The 17,078-nt window shown below is 61.7% G+C and carries 17 protein-coding genes; 16 read left to right on the forward strand and 1 reads right to left on the reverse strand.

The window, feature by feature from the left end:
- The first annotated feature begins 3 nt into the window (after positions 1-3).
- The 14 genes from KGA88_RS13920 (at position 4) to gspM (ending at position 14,052) form a co-directional block, all read left to right on the forward strand.
- On the forward strand, positions 4-1,422 hold the full coding sequence (locus tag KGA88_RS13920) for an FAD-dependent oxidoreductase (RefSeq protein WP_108216250.1): 1,419 nt from the start codon (positions 4-6) through the stop codon (positions 1,420-1,422).
- Between the two features lie 232 nt (positions 1,423-1,654).
- Positions 1,655-2,722: a uroporphyrinogen decarboxylase gene (hemE, locus tag KGA88_RS13925; RefSeq protein ID WP_110660865.1), complete on the forward strand. Its 1,068-nt coding sequence runs from the start codon at positions 1,655-1,657 to the stop codon at positions 2,720-2,722.
- A gap of 273 nt (positions 2,723-2,995) precedes the next feature.
- Positions 2,996-4,462, forward strand: coding sequence for an N-acetylglucosamine-binding protein GbpA (gbpA, locus tag KGA88_RS13930; protein WP_110660864.1), 1,467 nt, complete (start codon positions 2,996-2,998; stop codon positions 4,460-4,462).
- A gap of 58 nt (positions 4,463-4,520) precedes the next feature.
- Positions 4,521-5,075: a type II secretion system protein N gene (locus KGA88_RS13935; protein WP_223591739.1), complete on the forward strand. Its 555-nt coding sequence runs from the start codon at positions 4,521-4,523 to the stop codon at positions 5,073-5,075.
- Positions 5,076-5,083: 8 nt separating this feature from the next.
- Positions 5,084-7,000 (forward strand): type II secretion system secretin GspD, encoded by a 1,917-nt coding sequence (gspD, locus tag KGA88_RS13940; protein ID WP_223591749.1) that lies wholly within the window; start codon positions 5,084-5,086, stop codon positions 6,998-7,000.
- A 3-nt stretch (positions 7,001-7,003) separates the two neighbouring features.
- A complete protein-coding gene (gene gspE / locus KGA88_RS13945) occupies positions 7,004-8,476 on the forward strand; it encodes a type II secretion system ATPase GspE (protein ID WP_223591751.1) in 1,473 nt (490 codons plus the stop codon).
- Between the two features lie 3 nt (positions 8,477-8,479).
- Positions 8,480-9,688 carry a type II secretion system inner membrane protein GspF gene (gspF, locus tag KGA88_RS13950; protein ID WP_223591753.1) on the forward strand — a complete coding sequence of 403 codons (1,209 nt, stop codon included), beginning with the start codon at positions 8,480-8,482 and terminating at the stop codon, positions 9,686-9,688.
- Positions 9,689-9,808: 120 nt separating this feature from the next.
- On the forward strand, positions 9,809-10,291 hold the full coding sequence (gspG, locus tag KGA88_RS13955; RefSeq protein ID WP_223591755.1) for a type II secretion system major pseudopilin GspG: 483 nt from the start codon (positions 9,809-9,811) through the stop codon (positions 10,289-10,291).
- Positions 10,292-10,294: 3 nt separating this feature from the next.
- Positions 10,295-10,762, forward strand: coding sequence for a type II secretion system minor pseudopilin GspH (gene gspH / locus KGA88_RS13960; protein WP_223591757.1), 468 nt, complete (start codon positions 10,295-10,297; stop codon positions 10,760-10,762).
- A complete protein-coding gene (gene gspI / locus KGA88_RS13965; RefSeq protein WP_110661118.1) occupies positions 10,755-11,138 on the forward strand; it encodes a type II secretion system minor pseudopilin GspI in 384 nt (127 codons plus the stop codon). The genes gspH and gspI overlap by 8 nt, the downstream gene beginning before the upstream one ends.
- On the forward strand, positions 11,131-11,673 hold the full coding sequence (locus tag KGA88_RS13970) for a type II secretion system protein GspJ (protein WP_110661119.1): 543 nt from the start codon (positions 11,131-11,133) through the stop codon (positions 11,671-11,673). Before gspI ends, KGA88_RS13970 begins: the two co-directional genes overlap by 8 nt.
- Positions 11,670-12,521 carry a type II secretion system protein GspK gene (locus KGA88_RS13975; protein WP_223591759.1) on the forward strand — a complete coding sequence of 284 codons (852 nt, stop codon included), beginning with the start codon at positions 11,670-11,672 and terminating at the stop codon, positions 12,519-12,521. The genes KGA88_RS13970 and KGA88_RS13975 overlap by 4 nt, the downstream gene beginning before the upstream one ends.
- On the forward strand, positions 12,518-13,624 hold the full coding sequence (gene gspL / locus KGA88_RS13980) for a type II secretion system protein GspL (protein WP_223591761.1): 1,107 nt from the start codon (positions 12,518-12,520) through the stop codon (positions 13,622-13,624). The genes KGA88_RS13975 and gspL overlap by 4 nt, the downstream gene beginning before the upstream one ends.
- Positions 13,621-14,052 (forward strand): type II secretion system protein GspM, encoded by a 432-nt coding sequence (gene gspM, locus KGA88_RS13985; RefSeq protein WP_223591763.1) that lies wholly within the window; start codon positions 13,621-13,623, stop codon positions 14,050-14,052. Before gspL ends, gspM begins: the two co-directional genes overlap by 4 nt.
- Here gspM and KGA88_RS13990 read toward each other — a convergent pair.
- The gene (locus KGA88_RS13990) at positions 14,045-15,325 is read right to left on the reverse strand and encodes an MFS transporter (protein ID WP_110661123.1); all 1,281 of its coding nucleotides are present in this window, start codon (positions 15,323-15,325) and stop codon (positions 14,045-14,047) included. The two genes, gspM and KGA88_RS13990, sit on opposite strands and share 8 nt — an antisense overlap.
- Positions 15,326-15,443: 118 nt before the next feature.
- Here KGA88_RS13990 and KGA88_RS13995 point away from each other — a divergent pair, with 118 nt between their 5' ends.
- Together KGA88_RS13995 and KGA88_RS14000 are read left to right on the forward strand one after the other, a co-directional pair.
- Entirely contained in the window at positions 15,444-16,346 is a 903-nt protein-coding gene (locus KGA88_RS13995; protein WP_223591765.1) for a LysR family transcriptional regulator, read from the forward strand.
- Positions 16,347-16,806: 460 nt separating this feature from the next.
- Complete coding sequence (locus KGA88_RS14000; RefSeq protein ID WP_110661125.1) at positions 16,807-17,061, forward strand: DUF6124 family protein; 255 nt, start codon at positions 16,807-16,809, stop codon at positions 17,059-17,061.
- Positions 17,062-17,078: the final 17 nt, after the last annotated feature.

Raw genomic sequence — 17,078 nt, forward strand, 5'->3', positions numbered from 1 at the left:
AAAATGGCTGAACGTCTGAATAATGACTTCCAGTTCATCGAGGTCGGGCGCAAGGATCCGAAGAAGAAACTGTTGCGTCAACGCAAGAAAGAGTTCGTGGAAATCTACGAACCCTTCAAACCCCAGCAGTCGGCCGACCAGGCCCACCGTTGCCTGGGTTGCGGTAACCCGTATTGCGAATGGAAGTGCCCGGTGCACAACTTCATTCCCAACTGGCTGAAGCTGGTGGCCGAGGGCAACATCCTCCAGGCCGCCGAGCTGTCGCACCAGACCAACACCCTGCCGGAAGTCTGCGGCCGGGTGTGTCCGCAGGACCGTCTGTGCGAGGGTGCCTGCACCCTCAACGACGGCTTCGGCGCGGTGACCATCGGTTCGGTGGAGAAGTACATCACCGACACCGCGTTCGCCATGGGCTGGCGTCCGGACATGTCCAAGGTCAAGCCGACCGGCAAGCGTGTCGCGATCATCGGTGCCGGGCCTGCGGGTCTGGGCTGTGCCGACGTGCTGGTGCGCGGCGGCGTGACCCCGGTAGTGTTCGACAAGAACCCGGAAATCGGTGGCCTGCTGACCTTCGGTATCCCCGAGTTCAAGCTGGAAAAGACCGTGCTGAGCAATCGCCGCGAAGTCTTCACTGGCATGGGTATCGAGTTCCGCCTCAACACCGAGGTGGGCACGGACGTGACCATGGAGCAACTGCTCGAAGAATACGATGCGGTATTCATGGGCATGGGCACCTACACCTACATGAAGGGCGGCTTTGCCGGTGAAGACCTGCCGGGCGTGTACGACGCGCTGGACTTCCTGATCGCCAACGTCAACCGCAACCTGGGCTTTGAAAAGTCGCCGGAAGATTTCGTCGACATGAAAGGCAAGAAGGTCGTGGTTCTCGGCGGCGGCGACACGGCGATGGACTGCAACCGTACGTCGATCCGCCAGGGCGCCAAGTCGGTGACCTGCGCCTATCGTCGTGACGAAGCGAACATGCCTGGCTCGCGCAAAGAGGTGAAGAACGCCAAGGAAGAAGGCGTGAAATTCCTCTACAACCGCCAGCCGATTGCCATCGTTGGTGAAGACAAGGTCGAAGGCGTGAAGGTGGTCGAGACCCGTCTCGGCGAGCCGGATGCCCGTGGCCGTCGCAGCCCCGAGCCGATCCCGGGTTCCGAAGAGATCATCCCGGCCGATGCCGTGGTCATCGCGTTCGGTTTCCGTCCGAGCCCGGCGCCGTGGTTCGAGCAGTTCGAGATCCAGACCGACAGCCAGGGCCGCGTCGTGGCGCCCGAGCAAGGTCAATACAAGCACCAGACCAGCAACCCGAAAATCTTCGCCGGTGGCGACATGGTGCGCGGTTCGGACCTTGTGGTGACGGCGATCTTCGAAGGCCGTAATGCCGCCGAAGGGATCCTGGATTATCTGGGCGTCTAATCCACGCCTGACCCTGTAGGAGCCGGCTTGCTGGCGATGAACGATAACGCGGTGTACCTGATACACCGCGTCGTCTGCATCGCCAGCAAGTCGGCTCCTACAGTGATTTGTGGTGTTGCAAAGATATATTCCACCGCGACAAATTGACCCGATAGACAAAAGGCTGACCTGCATCCGTGCCTTTTGCGCCCGGCTCTGAGAAAATGTCCGCACTTTTTTTCCGGATGCCGACATGACTGCCCTGAAGAACGACCGTTTCCTGCGCGCCCTGCTCAAGCAACCCGTTGACGTCACTCCTGTATGGATGATGCGTCAGGCCGGTCGCTACCTGCCTGAATACCGCGCCAGCCGTGCCAAGGCCGGCGATTTCATGAGCCTGTGCATGAACCCGGCGTTCGCTTGCGAAGTCACGATGCAACCGCTCGACCGCTATCCACAACTGGACGCGGCGATCCTCTTCTCCGACATCCTGACCATCCCGGATGCCATGGGCCAAGGCTTGTACTTCGAGACCGGCGAAGGTCCACGCTTCAGGAAAGTCGTCAGCACCCTGGCTGATATCGAAGCCCTGCCGATTCCTGACCCGCAGAAAGACCTGGGTTACGTGATGGACGCGGTCAGCACTATCCGTCGCGAGCTGAACGGCCGGGTGCCGCTGATCGGCTTTGCCGGCAGCCCATGGACCCTGGCGACCTACATGGTCGAAGGCGGCTCGTCGAAGGACTACCGCAAGACCAAGACCATGCTCTACGACAACCCGCAAGCCTTGCACCTGCTGCTGGACAAGCTCGCGCAGACGGTTACGAGCTACCTCAACGGCCAGATCATGGCCGGTGCGCAGGCGGTACAGATTTTCGACAGCTGGGGCGGCAGCCTCTCGGCGGCGGCCTATCAGGAATTCTCCCTGGCCTACATGAAGAAAATCGTCAGCGGCCTGATCCGCGAACACGAAGGCCGCAAGGTGCCGGTGATCCTGTTCACCAAAAACGGCGGCCTGTGGCTGGAAAGCATCGCCGACGCCGGTGCTGATGCACTGGGCCTGGACTGGACCTGCGACATCGGTAGCGCCCGCACCCGTGTCGGCGACAAGGTCGCGCTGCAAGGCAACATGGACCCGACAGTGCTTTACGCCAAGCCGGAAGCCATTCGCACCGAAGTCGGCCGCATCCTCGCCAGCTACGGTAAGGGCAGCGGCCATGTGTTCAACCTCGGCCATGGCATCACACCGGAAGTCGACCCGGAACACGCCGGTGCGTTCCTGCGCGCAGTGCATGAATTGTCGGCGCAGTATCACGAGTAACGGTCAGCGCCGTTTCCAGAAGCCTGTCCCGCCTTGTGCCGGACAGGCTTTTTTATGCCCGACAGAAAACTGCCCGAGTAAAGCGTTTCCTTTCTTGTCGGAAAGTCGAATGAGCAGACTTTTCCCGCTTGGTTCGATGATTACTCCTACATAGAACTCTTGGTCATCCCAGTAAGGTTCCAGACCCCTGTTCAGCGCAGCGTTGAACAATAACGAAGCAAACATCGCCGCCTGCAAGGCGCCTTGTTTTCAATAAGTAGTCTGGAATAGATCATGAAAATTACATTCCATAAGAGAAGTGCATTAACGGCCTGCACTTCATCGATGATCCTGTTATCGGCAATGTTGGCCTCTCAAACCGCTTCCGCCCATGGCTATCTGGACGTTCCGCCGTCACGCGCACTGGCCTGTCAGAAAGGCTTGAACACCAACTGCGGTGGCGCGCAGTACGAGCCGCAGAGCGTCGGTGAAACCTTCAAGGGCTTTCCGGCCGGCGTCGGCGGTGCTCCCATGCAGGGCCCGGTCGATGGCAAGATCGCCAGCGGCGGTCACGCGCTGTTTTCCGCCATGGATGCACAGTCCGCCACCCGCTGGCACCTGACGGAAATCAAGGATCGCAACATCGATTTCGAATGGCGTTACACCGCTGTCCATCCGGCTACCAAGCACGAGTATTTCATTACTCGCGACGGCTGGAACCAGAACGAGTCGCTCAAGCGCGCCACCTTCGAAAGCACGCCGTTCTGCACCGTCGATGGCGCCAACCAGTTGCCGACGTCGGGTGCCAAGCACAACTGCACCCTCCCGTCTGACAAGTCCGGCCAGCACGTCATCCTGGCCATCTGGACCGTCGGCGACACCGACGCCGCGTTTTACAACGTCGCAGACGTGAACATCCTTGCCGAACCGGACCTGCCGGGCGGTTGGTCTCCGGTAGGCAGTATTGCGCCATCGACCACGTTGCTGGTGGGTGACAAGGTCAAGGCCCGCGCGTTTACCGCCAAGGGTGAGAGTCCGGACTACAGCGTAGTCATCAATATCGATACCGCTGAGGAAGGCACACCGCAAAACTGGGCGTTCAAGCTGGCCGAAAAAATCAACCAGACCCACACCCTGGTTCGCGCCGGTATCCGTGACGAGAGCGGCGATGTTGTCCCGGTCAAGGGCACCAACCGCCTCTACGTGCAAAAAGAAAGCGGCGTAGTTCGCTACGAAGTGCAACTGGGCATGATGGAAGACGCCGCTGCGCGCATGGCGGTGGCCTCGCAGCAAGCCGAATACGTTCTGGATAAAGGCCGGGCCAAGGTCGAGTTCGGCATGATTTCGAACCGCCCGATGAACGTCGAAGCGACCTTGCTCGATCAGAACAACAAACCGGTAGGTGCCACGTCCGCACAAGTAGCCAGTGGCTCCACCTGGCTGTCTCTGGATGTGCGCAGCAATCCTGGCGCACACACACTGACCTTGGTCGGCACCACCCTGGATGGCCGCACCACCCGTCAGGACACCCAGACCACCCAGATAACCGGTGAAGGCGCGGGCATCGAATACGATTTCGTGTTCCCTGAAGGCATCAGCGGCTATACCGCCGGCACCAAGGTGTTGCAACCGAAGACCGACGAAGTCTTTGAATGCAAGCCTTTCCCTGAGTCGGGTTACTGCAAGCAGTACAGCCCTTCCGCCAGCCATTATGAGCCGGGTGCCGGTTCTCACTGGCACATGGCGTGGGACAAGTTGTAAGTCCTCGCAACTGGCTTCAGACGCCCTGGAAAAGGTCGCCTGAAGCCAGGTGCTTCTGTTGAGTAGCGAGTTGAAAATGAAGGTTCCGAGCTTCTCCGGACAGCGCTTTCGGGCATGCCTGATCAGCGCTTGCTGGCTCGTTTTGCCAGTGGGCGGCGCGGTGTTTCTGGCATGGCAGGAAAGGGATTTTCGCGAGCAAATGGCGTCACCGTCGCCCGACATTGCAACCCAGTTGACGGTGCCCACGCGTGAACCGCTCGAAACCGCATCGATTGCCATCGTGTTCGGCCTGACGACGCAGGCCGTACCGCGGCCTAGCGCCGAGCCGCTGACGTTGCAAGCGAGCTTTGTCAGCAGCGGTTTATCCAAGGCACTACTGGCCAATGCACAGGGTGCTCGTCTCTATCAGGTGGGTGAGCGCTTGCCTGGCGGCAGCGTCCTGCGTCGTATCGAGACCCACCAGGTTGCACTGTGGAACAAGGGGCGAGAAGAGCTGCTGACGCTCGTACCCCCAGGCGCACGTTTTCTGAAGGGACTCGAATCAGCCGTCGACTCCCAGCCGGTTTCCACGACCACGCGTTTTTTACGCCCGCTCCCCGGGCAACCAGAGTGAAGAATTTCATGACCAGCTTCGTCGGCGCGCATCGGTTGCGCTGCATACTTGTGCTTGCCGTTTTGGCGGCAGCAGCCTTTTCGGGCACGCTTCGCGCCGAAGAAAAATGGCAGCTGGCGATGAACAACGCAGAGCTGCGCGACATCGTCGAAGAGATCTCCGACATTCTGGGGACCACGGTGGTGCTGGACCCCAAAGTCTCCGGTCGAATCACCGTCATGTCCCGGCAGGCCCTCGATCGTGAAGGGGTGCGCCGGTTGTTCTATTCGGTACTCGACGCCCATCACTTTACGGTGATCGATGAGGGCGACCGGATTCTCATCACCCCGGTCGCCGAGGCCAAGACACGGGCCGGCCAGGGCACGGTAAAAACCACCACGGCGTCGCAGTTCGTAACCGAAGTCATAGGCCTGAATACCAGCAGCGCTTCCGACATTGCCGGGCTGGTACGGCCGCTGGTCTCAGCCAATGGTTATATCGGTCCTTCGGTGTCGGCCAACGCCTTGGTGCTGACCGATACGGCCGCCAATGTGAAACGTATCGCCCGGGTGATCCGTGAACTGGACTTGGGCCAGAGCAACCCGCCTGCGGTGGTTGAGCTCAAGCATGCCCAGGCGCGCGATGTCGCGCCGGTGATCGAGGCCTCCATGGGCAAGCGCAATGCCGAGTCAGCGATACAGGTATTGGCCGACACCCGGACCAATCGCCTGATTTTCATTGGCCCGCCGGTCGTTCGCCAGCGCTTGATCGAACTGGCCCGAGGTCTCGATACGCCGGCCACCACCACGCTCGACAATGCCCGGGTGATTCGCCTGCGTCACAGCGATGCCAAGCAGTTGGCCGAGATTCTGGAGTCGATGGGGCAGGGCAGGAAGCAGACATCCGCCGTCGGCAGCGCCAAGGACACGTCCGGCGGTGCAACCTTCATGATCAAGGCCGATGAAAGCCAGAACGCGCTGATACTGATCGCCGAGCCGGCGCAGGTGCGCACCATCGAAAGCATCGTGCGTCAGCTGGACCAGCCACGGGCCCAGGTATTGATCCATGCCGCCATCGTCGAAATTTCCGGCGACATCGCCGAGGCCGTCGGCGTGCAGTGGAACCTCAACACGGGTGACGCCAAGGGCTTCATAAACTTTCCCGGCACCGATATTCCGATTGTCGGTGGGCTGAGCTTCGACGAGAAAAGATCGGCGCCGGAAGGGGCGATCCTGCAGCTGGGCGGCGACCGCTTCGGTGCGCTGATTTCGGCCCTGGCCCGCAACACCCACAGCAACCTGCTGTCCACGCCGAGCCTGTTGACCCTGGACAATCAGGAAGCCGAAATCATCGTCGGCCAGAACGTGCCGTTCAAGACCGGCTCCTATGCCACCAACAGCAACGGCGCGGAGAATCCGTTTACCACCGTCGAGCGCAAGGACGTCGGCATCAGCCTGAAGATCAAGCCTTACATCAACGAGGGCTCGACGTTGCGCCTGGAGGTCGAGCAGGAAGTGTCGGACATCGCACCGTCGGTGTCGGGCATTGATTCCTCGGACCTGATCACCAACAAGCGAGCGCTCAAAAGCACCATCCTCGCCGACGATGGCGAAATCATCGTGATCGGCGGCCTGATCAGGGACAGCGTGCGCACCCAGAAAAGCGGCGTGCCGCTGTTGCGGGACATTCCCTACCTCGGCGCGATGTTTCGCTGGAGCCGTGACACCCAGACCAAAAGCAACCTGATGGTGTTCTTGCGGCCGACCATCGTGCGCAGCAAGGAAGACCTGTCCCAGGTCAGCCAGCAGCGTTACAACGCGCTGCGTGACTTGAGCAAATCAGGGGCGGGGGAAAACAACTCGTTGTTGCTGCCATCCGAGGCACGCGGGTTGTTCGAACCGGCCACGGATGCGCCAGTGTTCGATTTGCGCAGCAAGGCGCAGTAATCCATGAGCGAACCCTGCGAGCAATTGCCCTTCGGCTTCGCCCGGCGTTTTGGCGTGTTGCTGGAGCATGACGGCGCGTCGCTGCGCCTTGCCATGCGCAGCGACGCGCCGCTCACCGCCTTGGCGGAAGCGCACCGGGTGTGCGGGTCGACGCTGCCGATTGTCATCGTCGACGGCGAAGAATACGCCTCGCGCCTGGCAGCAGCCTATCGCGAGGGGCAAAGCGCGGTGGAGCAGGTAGCCCAAGGACTGGACGAAGAACTGGATTTGCTCAGCCTGGTCGATCAGGTGCCGCAAACCGCCGACCTGCTGGAGCAACAGGGCGATGCTCCGATCATTCGCCTGATCAACGCGCTGCTCGGTGAAGCAGTGCGCGAGCACGCCTCGGACGTGCACCTGGAAACCTTCGAGCAGTATCTGTCGGTGCGCATGCGGGTGGATGGCCAACTGCGAGAAATACTCAGGCCCAAGCGTGAGCTGGCGACGCTGCTGGTGTCGCGGATCAAGGTCATGGCGCGCCTGGACATCGCGGAAAAGCGCGTGCCCCAGGATGGGCGAATGGCCTTGCGCCTGGCCGGGCATGAAGTCGATGTGCGGGTCTCGACGCTGCCTTCGGCCCACGGTGAACGGGTGGTGTTGCGCCTGCTCGACAAGCAGGCCGGGCGCCTCGACCTGCATCGGCTGGGCATGCCGGACGATACCCTCGCGGCCTTGCGCCAGTTGTTGCACAAGCCCCACGGCATCCTGTTGGTGACCGGGCCGACCGGCTCCGGCAAGACCACCAGCCTGTACGCCGCGCTGAGCAGTCTGAATGACCAGACCCGCAACATTCTCACGGTCGAAGATCCGATTGAGTATCACCTGCCGGGTGTCGGCCAGATGCCGGTCAATCCGAAAGTCGACATGACCTTCGCCCGGGGCCTGCGGGCGATTTTGCGTCAGGACCCGGACGTGGTGATGGTCGGTGAAATCCGCGACCGCGAAACCGCCGAGATCGCAGTGCAGGCGTCCTTGACCGGGCATCTGGTGTTGTCGACCTTGCACACCAACAGTGCGGTTGGCGCCGTCACGCGGTTGGTCGACATGGGCGTCGATGCCTACCTGTTGGCGTCCTCGCTGGTGGGCATCCTGGCCCAGCGCCTGCTGCGCACCTTGTGCCCTCATTGCAAGGTTTCGTACATCGCTGATGCGGCGGCCTGTCGGCGCCTGGGGCTCGACACCGCCACGCCGCACACCCTGTTCAAGGCCTCGGGCTGTGAGCACTGCCAGCACGGCTATCGCGGGCGCATCGGCATTTACGAACTGATCAGCGTGACACCCGGCGTCTCGGCGCTGATCCATCAGGGCGCCAGTGAACAATTGCTGATTGAAGAGGCGCGCAAAGCTTCGCGCAGTCTGTTTCGCGACGGGCGTCAACGGGTGCTGGGCGGTATGACCAGCCTCGACGAATTGCTCCGTGTGACGCAGGAGGACTGATCAGTGCCGACCTTCGATTATCGCGCCCACGATGCCCAAGGCAGTTCCTGCAAGGGGCGGCTGGAAGCCGATGGCCCCCGCCATGCGCGGCAACTGTTGCGTGAACGTGGCCTGTGGCCGCGAGCATTGAGCGAAGTGAAAGTCAGCAACAGCTCGGGCAAACAACCCCGTGCCGGGCGTCTGAGTGCGGCTGATCTGGCACTACTGACCTTGCAACTGTCAACGCTGGTTCAGGCCGGGTTGCCGCTGGAAGAAGCACTCGAAGCGGTGGCAAAACAGAGCTCAAAACGCAAGGTCGCAGGCCTGCTCTCGGCAGTCAGGAGCCGGGTGATGGAAGGCCAGGCCCTGGCCTCGGCACTGGGGCAATTTCCCAGGGCCTTCCCCGAGTTGTTCCGTGCCACCGTGGCCGCCGGCGAACGCTCGGGGCATTTGGGCCATGTGCTGGAGCAATTGGCGGCCTACACACAGGCCCGCCAGGCCTCGCGGCAAAAGATCCAGATGGCCCTGGTGTACCCGTTGATCCTGATGCTGGCCAGCACGGCAATCGTCGGTTTTCTGCTCGGCTATGTGGTGCCGGATGTGGTGAAGATCTTCGTCGACAGCGGCCAGCCATTGCCCTGGCTGACCCAGGCATTGATCGGCGTGAGCAACGGGCTGCGTAACCATTTCCTGTTGTTGATGAGCGTGCTGGCCACGCTGTTCGGCCTGTGGCGCTGGAGCTGGCATCAGCCGCAGTGGCGCCTGCGCTGGCATCGTTGGGTGCTGAATGCGCCAGTCATCGGTGAAGTGCTGCGTGCCATGGAGGCTGCGCGGTTTGCCAGCACCCTGGCGATCCTCGGTAAAAGTGCCGTGCCGTTGGTCGACGCACTGGAAATTGCCGCCGCGGTCATCGGCAACCTGACCATCCGCGCGCGGATGGTCGATGTCGCTCGTACCGTCCGCGAGGGCGCAACGCTGACCCGTGGTCTGGAACAGAGCGGCGACATCCCGCCGATGATGCTGCACATGATCGCCAGCGGTGAACGTGCTGGCGAACTCGACCGCATGCTGGCCCGGGCCGCCGAACAACAGGAAAGCAGCCTCGCCGCGCGCATTGCACTGGTGGTGAGCCTATTCGAACCGGCCATGCTGGTGCTGATGGGCGGCGTCGTGCTGCTGATCGTCATGGCCATCCTGCTCCCGATTCTCAGCCTCAACCAATTGGTGAATTGATCCATGCAACCTGTCCGCAAAAACCTCCGTTCCCAGTGCCAAGCTGACCCATCAAGACAACGTCGAGACGAACGCGTGGCGAGGGAGCTTGCTCCCGCAGGCGCGCGCAGCGGCCCCGAAATGGGACGGCTACGCCGTCCAACGGGAGCAAGCTCCCTCGCCACGGGCGCGGTGTCGCGCCAACGCGGTTTTACCCTGATCGAAATCATGGTGGTGGTGGTCATCATCGGCGTGCTGGGGGCCATTGTGGTGCCGCAGTTCATGAGCCGCCCTGATCAAGCCAAGGTCACCGCCGCCAGAATCGATATCCAGGCCATCGCTACCGCCCTGGAAATGTATCGCCTCGACAACACCCATTACCCTTCGACCCAGCAAGGCCTGGAAGCGTTGGTCAAGCGTCCCTCGGGACTGCCCGCGGCACGCGGCTGGAACCCGCAGGGTTACCTCAAGAGCATGCCGGTCGACCCGTGGAGCACGCCTTATCAATACATCAATCCGGGTGTGCGATCGGCCGATGGTACCTACGACCTGTATTCCCTGGGTGCCGATGGCGTGGCGGGTGGGGAGGGGTTTGCCGCCGAAATCGGTAATTGGGGTCATTGAGCCGTGGGCTACCGTTGCCGGGGATTCACGTTGTTGGAGCTGATGATCGTGATTGTCATGGTCGGCTTTTTGCTGGGCATGGTGACCTTCGCCGGTGGGGGCAATCCCGCGCGCAAGGTCAGGCAGGAGGCTGAGGCGATGGTGCAGGTGATCCATCAATTGCGCGAGCGTGCGGTATTCGAGGGCCAGGAGTACGGCTTGCGGCTGAGTACCGATGGCCACCGGGTGATGCGCAAGGGTGTTCATGGATGGGAGCCGGTGAAGGAACTTGCTGACTGGCCCCTGAGTGTGCGGGTGCGTTTTCGGCATGACGGCTATGCGGTAGACCTGGACGCGGATGAAGGACCGCCGCAATTACTGATATTCAGCAACGACGAGACCAGTGTCTTCACCCTGACGTTTGAGTCCAGCAATGGGACCTGGCTAAGCCTGTCCGGAGATGGCCTCGGCGAGGTGGCGATCGATGGTTAGCCGACCCTCCTGGTCGTCCATGGGCGGTTTCACGTTGCTGGAAATCATGGTCGCCTTGGCGATCTTCGCAACATTGGCGGCTGCCGTGCTTTCAGCCAGTCAATACGTGGTGAAGCAGCGCGGCGCCGTTGAGGCGCGGCTGTTCGCGGCGTGGCTGGCGGACAACCGGCTGAACGAGTTGCGTCTGCAACCCGGACTGACGACCGGGCAGCAACAACGGGTGGTGTCCATGGATCAGCGAGACTGGCTGCTGGATCAGCACATCAGCGCCACCCGCGATCCGCGTTTGCTCCAGGTCGAGATTCAGGTCAGTCCTGTGAACAGTGCGCATGCGTTGCATCGTGCCAGCGCCTGGATACTCGCGGGCCATGAGTAGGCAGCGCGGGTTCACCTTGCTGGAGCTGGTCATCGCCCTGGCCATCTTCGCCGTGCTGGGGCTGGCCAGTTGGGGCTTGTTCGATAGCGTGGTGCGGGTGCAACAGGGCGCGACGGCCCACGAGCGAGAACTCAGGAGCCTGCAACGAGCAGTGGCGGTGATCGAGCGGGATCTGCTGCATGTCACAACCCAGCCAATGGTGCTCGCACCGCCGCTTTTGCAGTTCCAGCGCAGTCACTGGCGCAATCCCCTGGACCAACCGCGCAGTGAACGCCAGGCCCTGACGTATCGACTCGACGGTGGCGTGCTGTGGCGTGAAAGCCAGGGGGAAGGCTCAGAACTCGTGCAACGGCAAAAACTGCTCGAAGGCGTTCGCGAGTTGAGCTGGCGTCTGTTCGACAGCGAGTCCGGCTGGGTCGCTCATTGGTCGGCCGGGCAGGACGCGAAGGCGCCCCAGGCGCTGGAGGTGCACGTCTCGGTCGGGCGCTTCGAATCGATCCGTCGGGTGTTGCCGATGCCGGGTGCATTGCCATGAACGGGCAGCAACGCGGCATTGCGCTGATCAGTGTATTGCTGGTTCTGAGCCTGGCGTTGCTGATCACCGGTGGCCTGTTGCGCAGTCACCACCTGTCGCTGCAAAGCAGTGGGCAACAGTTGCAGCAACTGCAGTTGCGGCAACTCGCATCGGGCGGGGAAACCTGGGCGTTGATGCTGTTGCGCGACGCGTTGCAGGACGCGAAAAAACCCGTCGAACGCTTGCAAGGCTGGACTGACATGGCGCCTGATTTCGAGGTTGACGATGGGCAGATCCGCATCGATATCGATGACCTCGCCGGGCGCTTCAATCTCAATGCGTTGTTACGCCAGGGCCAGGTGGATCAGGTCACCCTCAACCGTTGGGCGCGTCTGCTTGAACTGCTCGAACTTCCTCCTCTGCAACTGAGTCAGGTCGGGCCATTACGGGAGCTGAGCCAGCTGCGCTTGCTACCTGGCATTGACGCTCACCTGTTGCAGCGGCTGGAACCCTGGGTGGCGCTGCTGCCCACCGACGTCGCCTTGAACATCAACACCGCACCGGCGCTGCTGTTGAGAACGCTCGGCAAGGTGGACGCCGCGACCGCCAACGCGCTGGCGCTTCAGGCCACAACAACGCCCTGGACGAGCGTCCAGGCGTTTACGCAGGACCCGTTGCTCTCCGGACAGGGCTTGAGCAGTCACGGACTTGGCACCCATAGCCGCTGGTATCGGATCAGCGTGCAGGTGACCCGGGGCGGGCGCGCACTGCACCTGGCCACGGATGTCGGGCACGACCCCGAGACTCAACAGCTGTCTATGTTGCAGAGACGTTTTCTTCCCATGAGTACCCACGAGAGACCGCGATGAACACTTGGCTTTACCTGACCGCCGAGGGCCAGGATGCGCCATCGAGCCTTTGGCCCTGCGTCCTCTGGTCGCCAACCGGTCAACGCCAGCCGATGCCCCTGAATCAGGCCGCTTCGGCATTGCAGGGGCAGGCAGTCGATGTGCTGCTGCCCATGGAAATGTGCGCCTGGGTTCGCAGCGAGCCATGGCCGGCGCGGCGCGGACCCGAGGCCCAGGCCATCGCCTTCGCCGTGGAAGATCAACTGAGTGAAGCGCTGGAGAGGGTGCATTTGAGCGTTGGCGCTCGTGATCGTGACGGCTGCTACCCGGTCATGGTCATTGATCGCGAACGGTTGGCCGCCGTGCTCGCTTTGCTGCGTGAGGCGGGTGTTGAGGTGCGCGGGGCGTTCGTCGATGCCGATGTGTTGTCCGGCGATCAGCCTTGCGGTACCTGGTGGTTCGGTCGTTGGTTGTTGGGTGGCGGTCTGTCGGCGCGCCTGGCGCTGTCGCAGCAACACCTGGCACTGCTCGCCCCGTCCTTACCCAAGGACATGCAATGGCTGGACGAACGTGAGGCCCCCGCTGTCATCGACCAATGCCTGAGCGGTCGTCCAGCCCGGGCCATCAACCTGCTGCAAGGCGCATTCGCCCCGCGCGGCAAACGTCTGCCCTGGCGTGCCGGCGGGTGGGCGCTGTTGATGCTGGCGCTGTTGACCTGGGGGGCCAGCGAGACGCGGATCCGCTTCCTCGACAGCGAAGCTCACCGCCTCGCCACCCAGAATGAACAGCGGTTCAAGGCGCTTTACCCGCAACAGGGCCGCATCGTCGACATGGCTGCGCAACTCAAGGCCCTGCAAAACAGGCCTGTCGAATCGCAAAATACCCGGATTGCCGGACTGGTCCAGTTGATTGAACAGGTGGTTGGCGCCAGTCCGGTCGAGGTCCAGCGTATCGAGTTTCGAGCAGGCGAAGGCTGGAAAATCCAGCTGACCGCCAGCGGCTTTGCCGAGCTGGAGCAGTTGCGCGAACGAGGACGACAGCAAGGTATGCCCATCCGGCTCGACAGCGCGAACAAAGCCGCTGACCGAGTGTACGCCACCCTCACCGTGGAGGACGAGGCATGAAACAGATGTGGCTTGGAATTTCCCCGCGAGAGCAGCGGCTGTTACGGGTGTTGGGCGTCTTTTTGCTGACGGTTGTGGCTTTCAGCCTGATCTGGCAACCGACCCGGCAGCGCCTGGAAACAGTCGAGCGACAATATCAACAGCAAATGGCGCTCGCCGCGCAACTGCAGCAGGCGTTACCGCACAGCCATGCCCCCGTCGACAGCGCTCAACCGCTATCGCTGCGCATCAGCGAAAACGCCGCGGCGGTGGGGCTGGAGATCCGTCAGATGGAGAGCGAAACCGATCTGCTGCGCGTGACCCTCAGTGGTAACGCGCAGCCCTTGATGCAGTGGCTCGACGGCATCGAGCGCGACGGTGTCGCGTTGCAATCGCTGACCCTGGAAAAACGTGACGATGCCCTGGAGGCGCGACTGGTGCTCAAGTAGCCGAGGTGTGCTGAGGCAACAACGGCAACTTCGCCAGTTTCAAGGCCGTCAGCAGCGCAATCACCAGCAGCGTGCCGATGAACAGCCCGATCCCGTTCCACCCGCCCATGTGCCAGAACACGCCACCTGCCGTTCCGGCGATGCTCCCACCGGCGTAATAGCTGAACAGGTACAGCGACGACGCCTGCCCCTTGGCCTTGGTGGCGCGGCGGCCGATCCAGCTGCTGGCCACCGAATGGGCACCGAAGAAGCCGAAGGTGAACACCAGCATGCCGATGATCACCAGCGGCAGCGGTGTGAACATCGTCAGGGCCAGGCCGGCGATCATCAGCGCGATGGTGCTCCAGAGCACTTTGCGGCGACCGAGTCTGTCGGCCAGCGAGCCGATTTTCGCCGAGCTGTAGATGCCCGACAGGTACACCACCGACAGCAACCCGACGAAGGCCTGTTCCATGTGGTACGGCGCGGCCAGCAGGCGATAGCCGATGTAGTTGAACAGCGTGACGAACGCGCCCATCAACACAAAGGCTTCGAGAAACAACAGCGGCAGGCCGGCGTCGCGAAAGTGCATGGTGAAACCGTCGAGCAGGCTGCGCGGGTGCAGCGAGCGGGCGCGGAAGTTGCGCGACTCCGGGAGGATTTTCCAGAACACCGCCGCTGCAACCAGCGCCAGGCCACCGATCACCAGCATCGCCGTGTGCCAACTGACGAAGTCGATCAATACCCCGGTGATCAAGCGTCCGCTCATCCCGCCAATCGCGTTGCCACCGATGTACAAGCCCATGGCGAGGCCGATGTGCTGTGGGTGGATCTCTTCGCTCAAGTAAGTCATCGCAACCGCCGCCAGGCCGCTCAACGACAATCCAATCAGCGCACGCATCAGCAGCACACCGTGCCAGCTCGGCATCATCGCACTGGCCATGGTGCACAGCGCAGCGGCGAACAGTGCGGCCACCATCACCGGTTTACGCCCGATACGGTCGGAAATCGGGCCGGTGATCAGCAGGCCGATGGCAAGCATGCCGGTGGCGATAGACAGGATCAGGCTGCTTTGCGCCGCGTTGATGGAATATTCGTGGGACAGCAGCGGCATCATCGGCTGTACGCAATAGAGCAGGGCGAAAGTCGCGAAGCCGCCGCAGAACAACGCCAGCACCGTGCGCATGAACGCCGGCGTACCTTTTTCGATGTAGATCTCCGCCAGCTCAGCGGCGATAGCGTCCGGCGCTGAAGGTGAAACTTCATGGGCGAGTGGGGCGACAGCAGTTTTCACGGGGGACCTCGGAGGACGCAGCCGGTCAGGCAATGAAAAAAGCATATAGCTGGCTAATGATTCAATCCAATATATTGTTCGACCTGTTTGATAGCTTTTACGACCTAATGGGGTTTCCATGGAATTGCGTCATCTGCGCTACTTCATCGCCGTCGCCGAAGAACTGCACTTCGGCCGCGCCGCACAGGTGCTGGGCATCTCGCAACCACCGCTGAGCCAGCAGATCCAGGCGCTGGAACAGGAAGTCGGCGCACGCCTGTTCGAGCGTACCAATCGTCGGGTCGAGCTGAGCGAGGCTGGCCGGCTGTTTCTGCAAGAGGCGCGGCTGGTGCTGGCGCAGGTCGACAAAGCGGCGGATGTCGCGCGACGGGCGCAACTGGGTGAGTTGGGTGAGCTGAAAATCGGCTTCACCTCGTCGGCACCCTTCAACTCGACCATTCCCCAGGCGATTTTCTCTTTTCGTCAGCGCTTCCCGGCGGTGCACCTGAACCTGCGGGAAATGAGCAGCACCCAGGTGGCCGATGCGCTGGTGGACGAGTCGATCGAAGTCGGCATCATGCGCCCGCTCGGGCTACCGGAATGCCTCAGCGTGGTCGAGTTGATGCGCGAACCGCTGGTCGCGGTACTCAGCTCCAAGCACCCGTTGGTAGAGGGCAGCGAGGAAGGTTTGTTCCTGTCAGCCCTGGCGCTTGAGCCCTTTGTGTTTTTTCCGCGCAGCTATGGCAGTGGCCTGTATGCGCAGTTGCTCAGCCTGGCGCGGGATGCCGGCTTCACTCCGCATTTTGCACAAGAGGCTGGAGAGGCGATGACCATCATTGGGCTGGTGGCGGCAGGGCTGGGTGTGTCGGTGATGCCGGCGTCTTATCAGCGGATGCGTATCGATGGTGTGGTCTATCGACCGTTGCTCGATCCGGCGGCGGTGTCGGCGGTTTGGCTGGTGCAGCGCAAGGATCAGAAATCGGCGATGGCCAAGGCGTTTGTGGAGTTGTTGACCAGTAAGGTTGAACCACTGCAATCGTGACTCTGTAGGAGCCGGCTTGCTGGCGATGGCGGCGGATCTGTCGACATAGATGTCGCCTGTCAGTCCGCTATCGCCAGCAAGCCGGCTCCTACAGGTCCATCATCTTTTCAGCGGTGTTTGTGGGACGTTTCCGAAGCATGCGCCGGGCAGCTACAGCGCCTTGCGTCAGGGCCTACAACTACTCCAGAATCCGCCGGCTTGTGCGCTTTGAGGGCTATCGCTAACTTGATTCGTGTCACTGATGGTCAGTGATCGGGTTTAGCAGCCCGTGTCCACGATGAAGCGCATTTGCGCTCCTGATAGGCAGGTATGTCCATACCTGCCCTTGACGGTAGCTGTGCGCAGGGCGCCCTCGGGCGCGCCGGTTTCATCGTGGCCCGGTCTGCTAACCTGCGTACAGCTGCCACCCTTCTGATTCGTAGCGACTCGGTGTCGGCTTCACTTTTCTGGGCACTGAATCATGACCAAAAAAGCAAAAAATCCGCCGGACACTCCACGCCAACCCAGCAATATCTTCTTGATCGCCCCCGATATCGACAACCACACCCTGCTGGAATACGCCTGTGTTTCGCTGGCATCAGCCAATGCCATGGCGAGCGATTTCGCGAGGAGTTTGAACGGGTCGCAGAGCAACACCCTGCTGGGGATTCAGCAGTCGATCATGTTGGGGGAGTTGGCGGTGAATCGGGTGTTGGATAACCTTGATCCACCTTAGTAAATCAGAGCGCCAAC

It is taken from the genome of Pseudomonas sp. A-R-19 (assembly GCF_019956575.1).
GTDB lineage: Bacteria > Pseudomonadota > Gammaproteobacteria > Pseudomonadales > Pseudomonadaceae > Aquipseudomonas.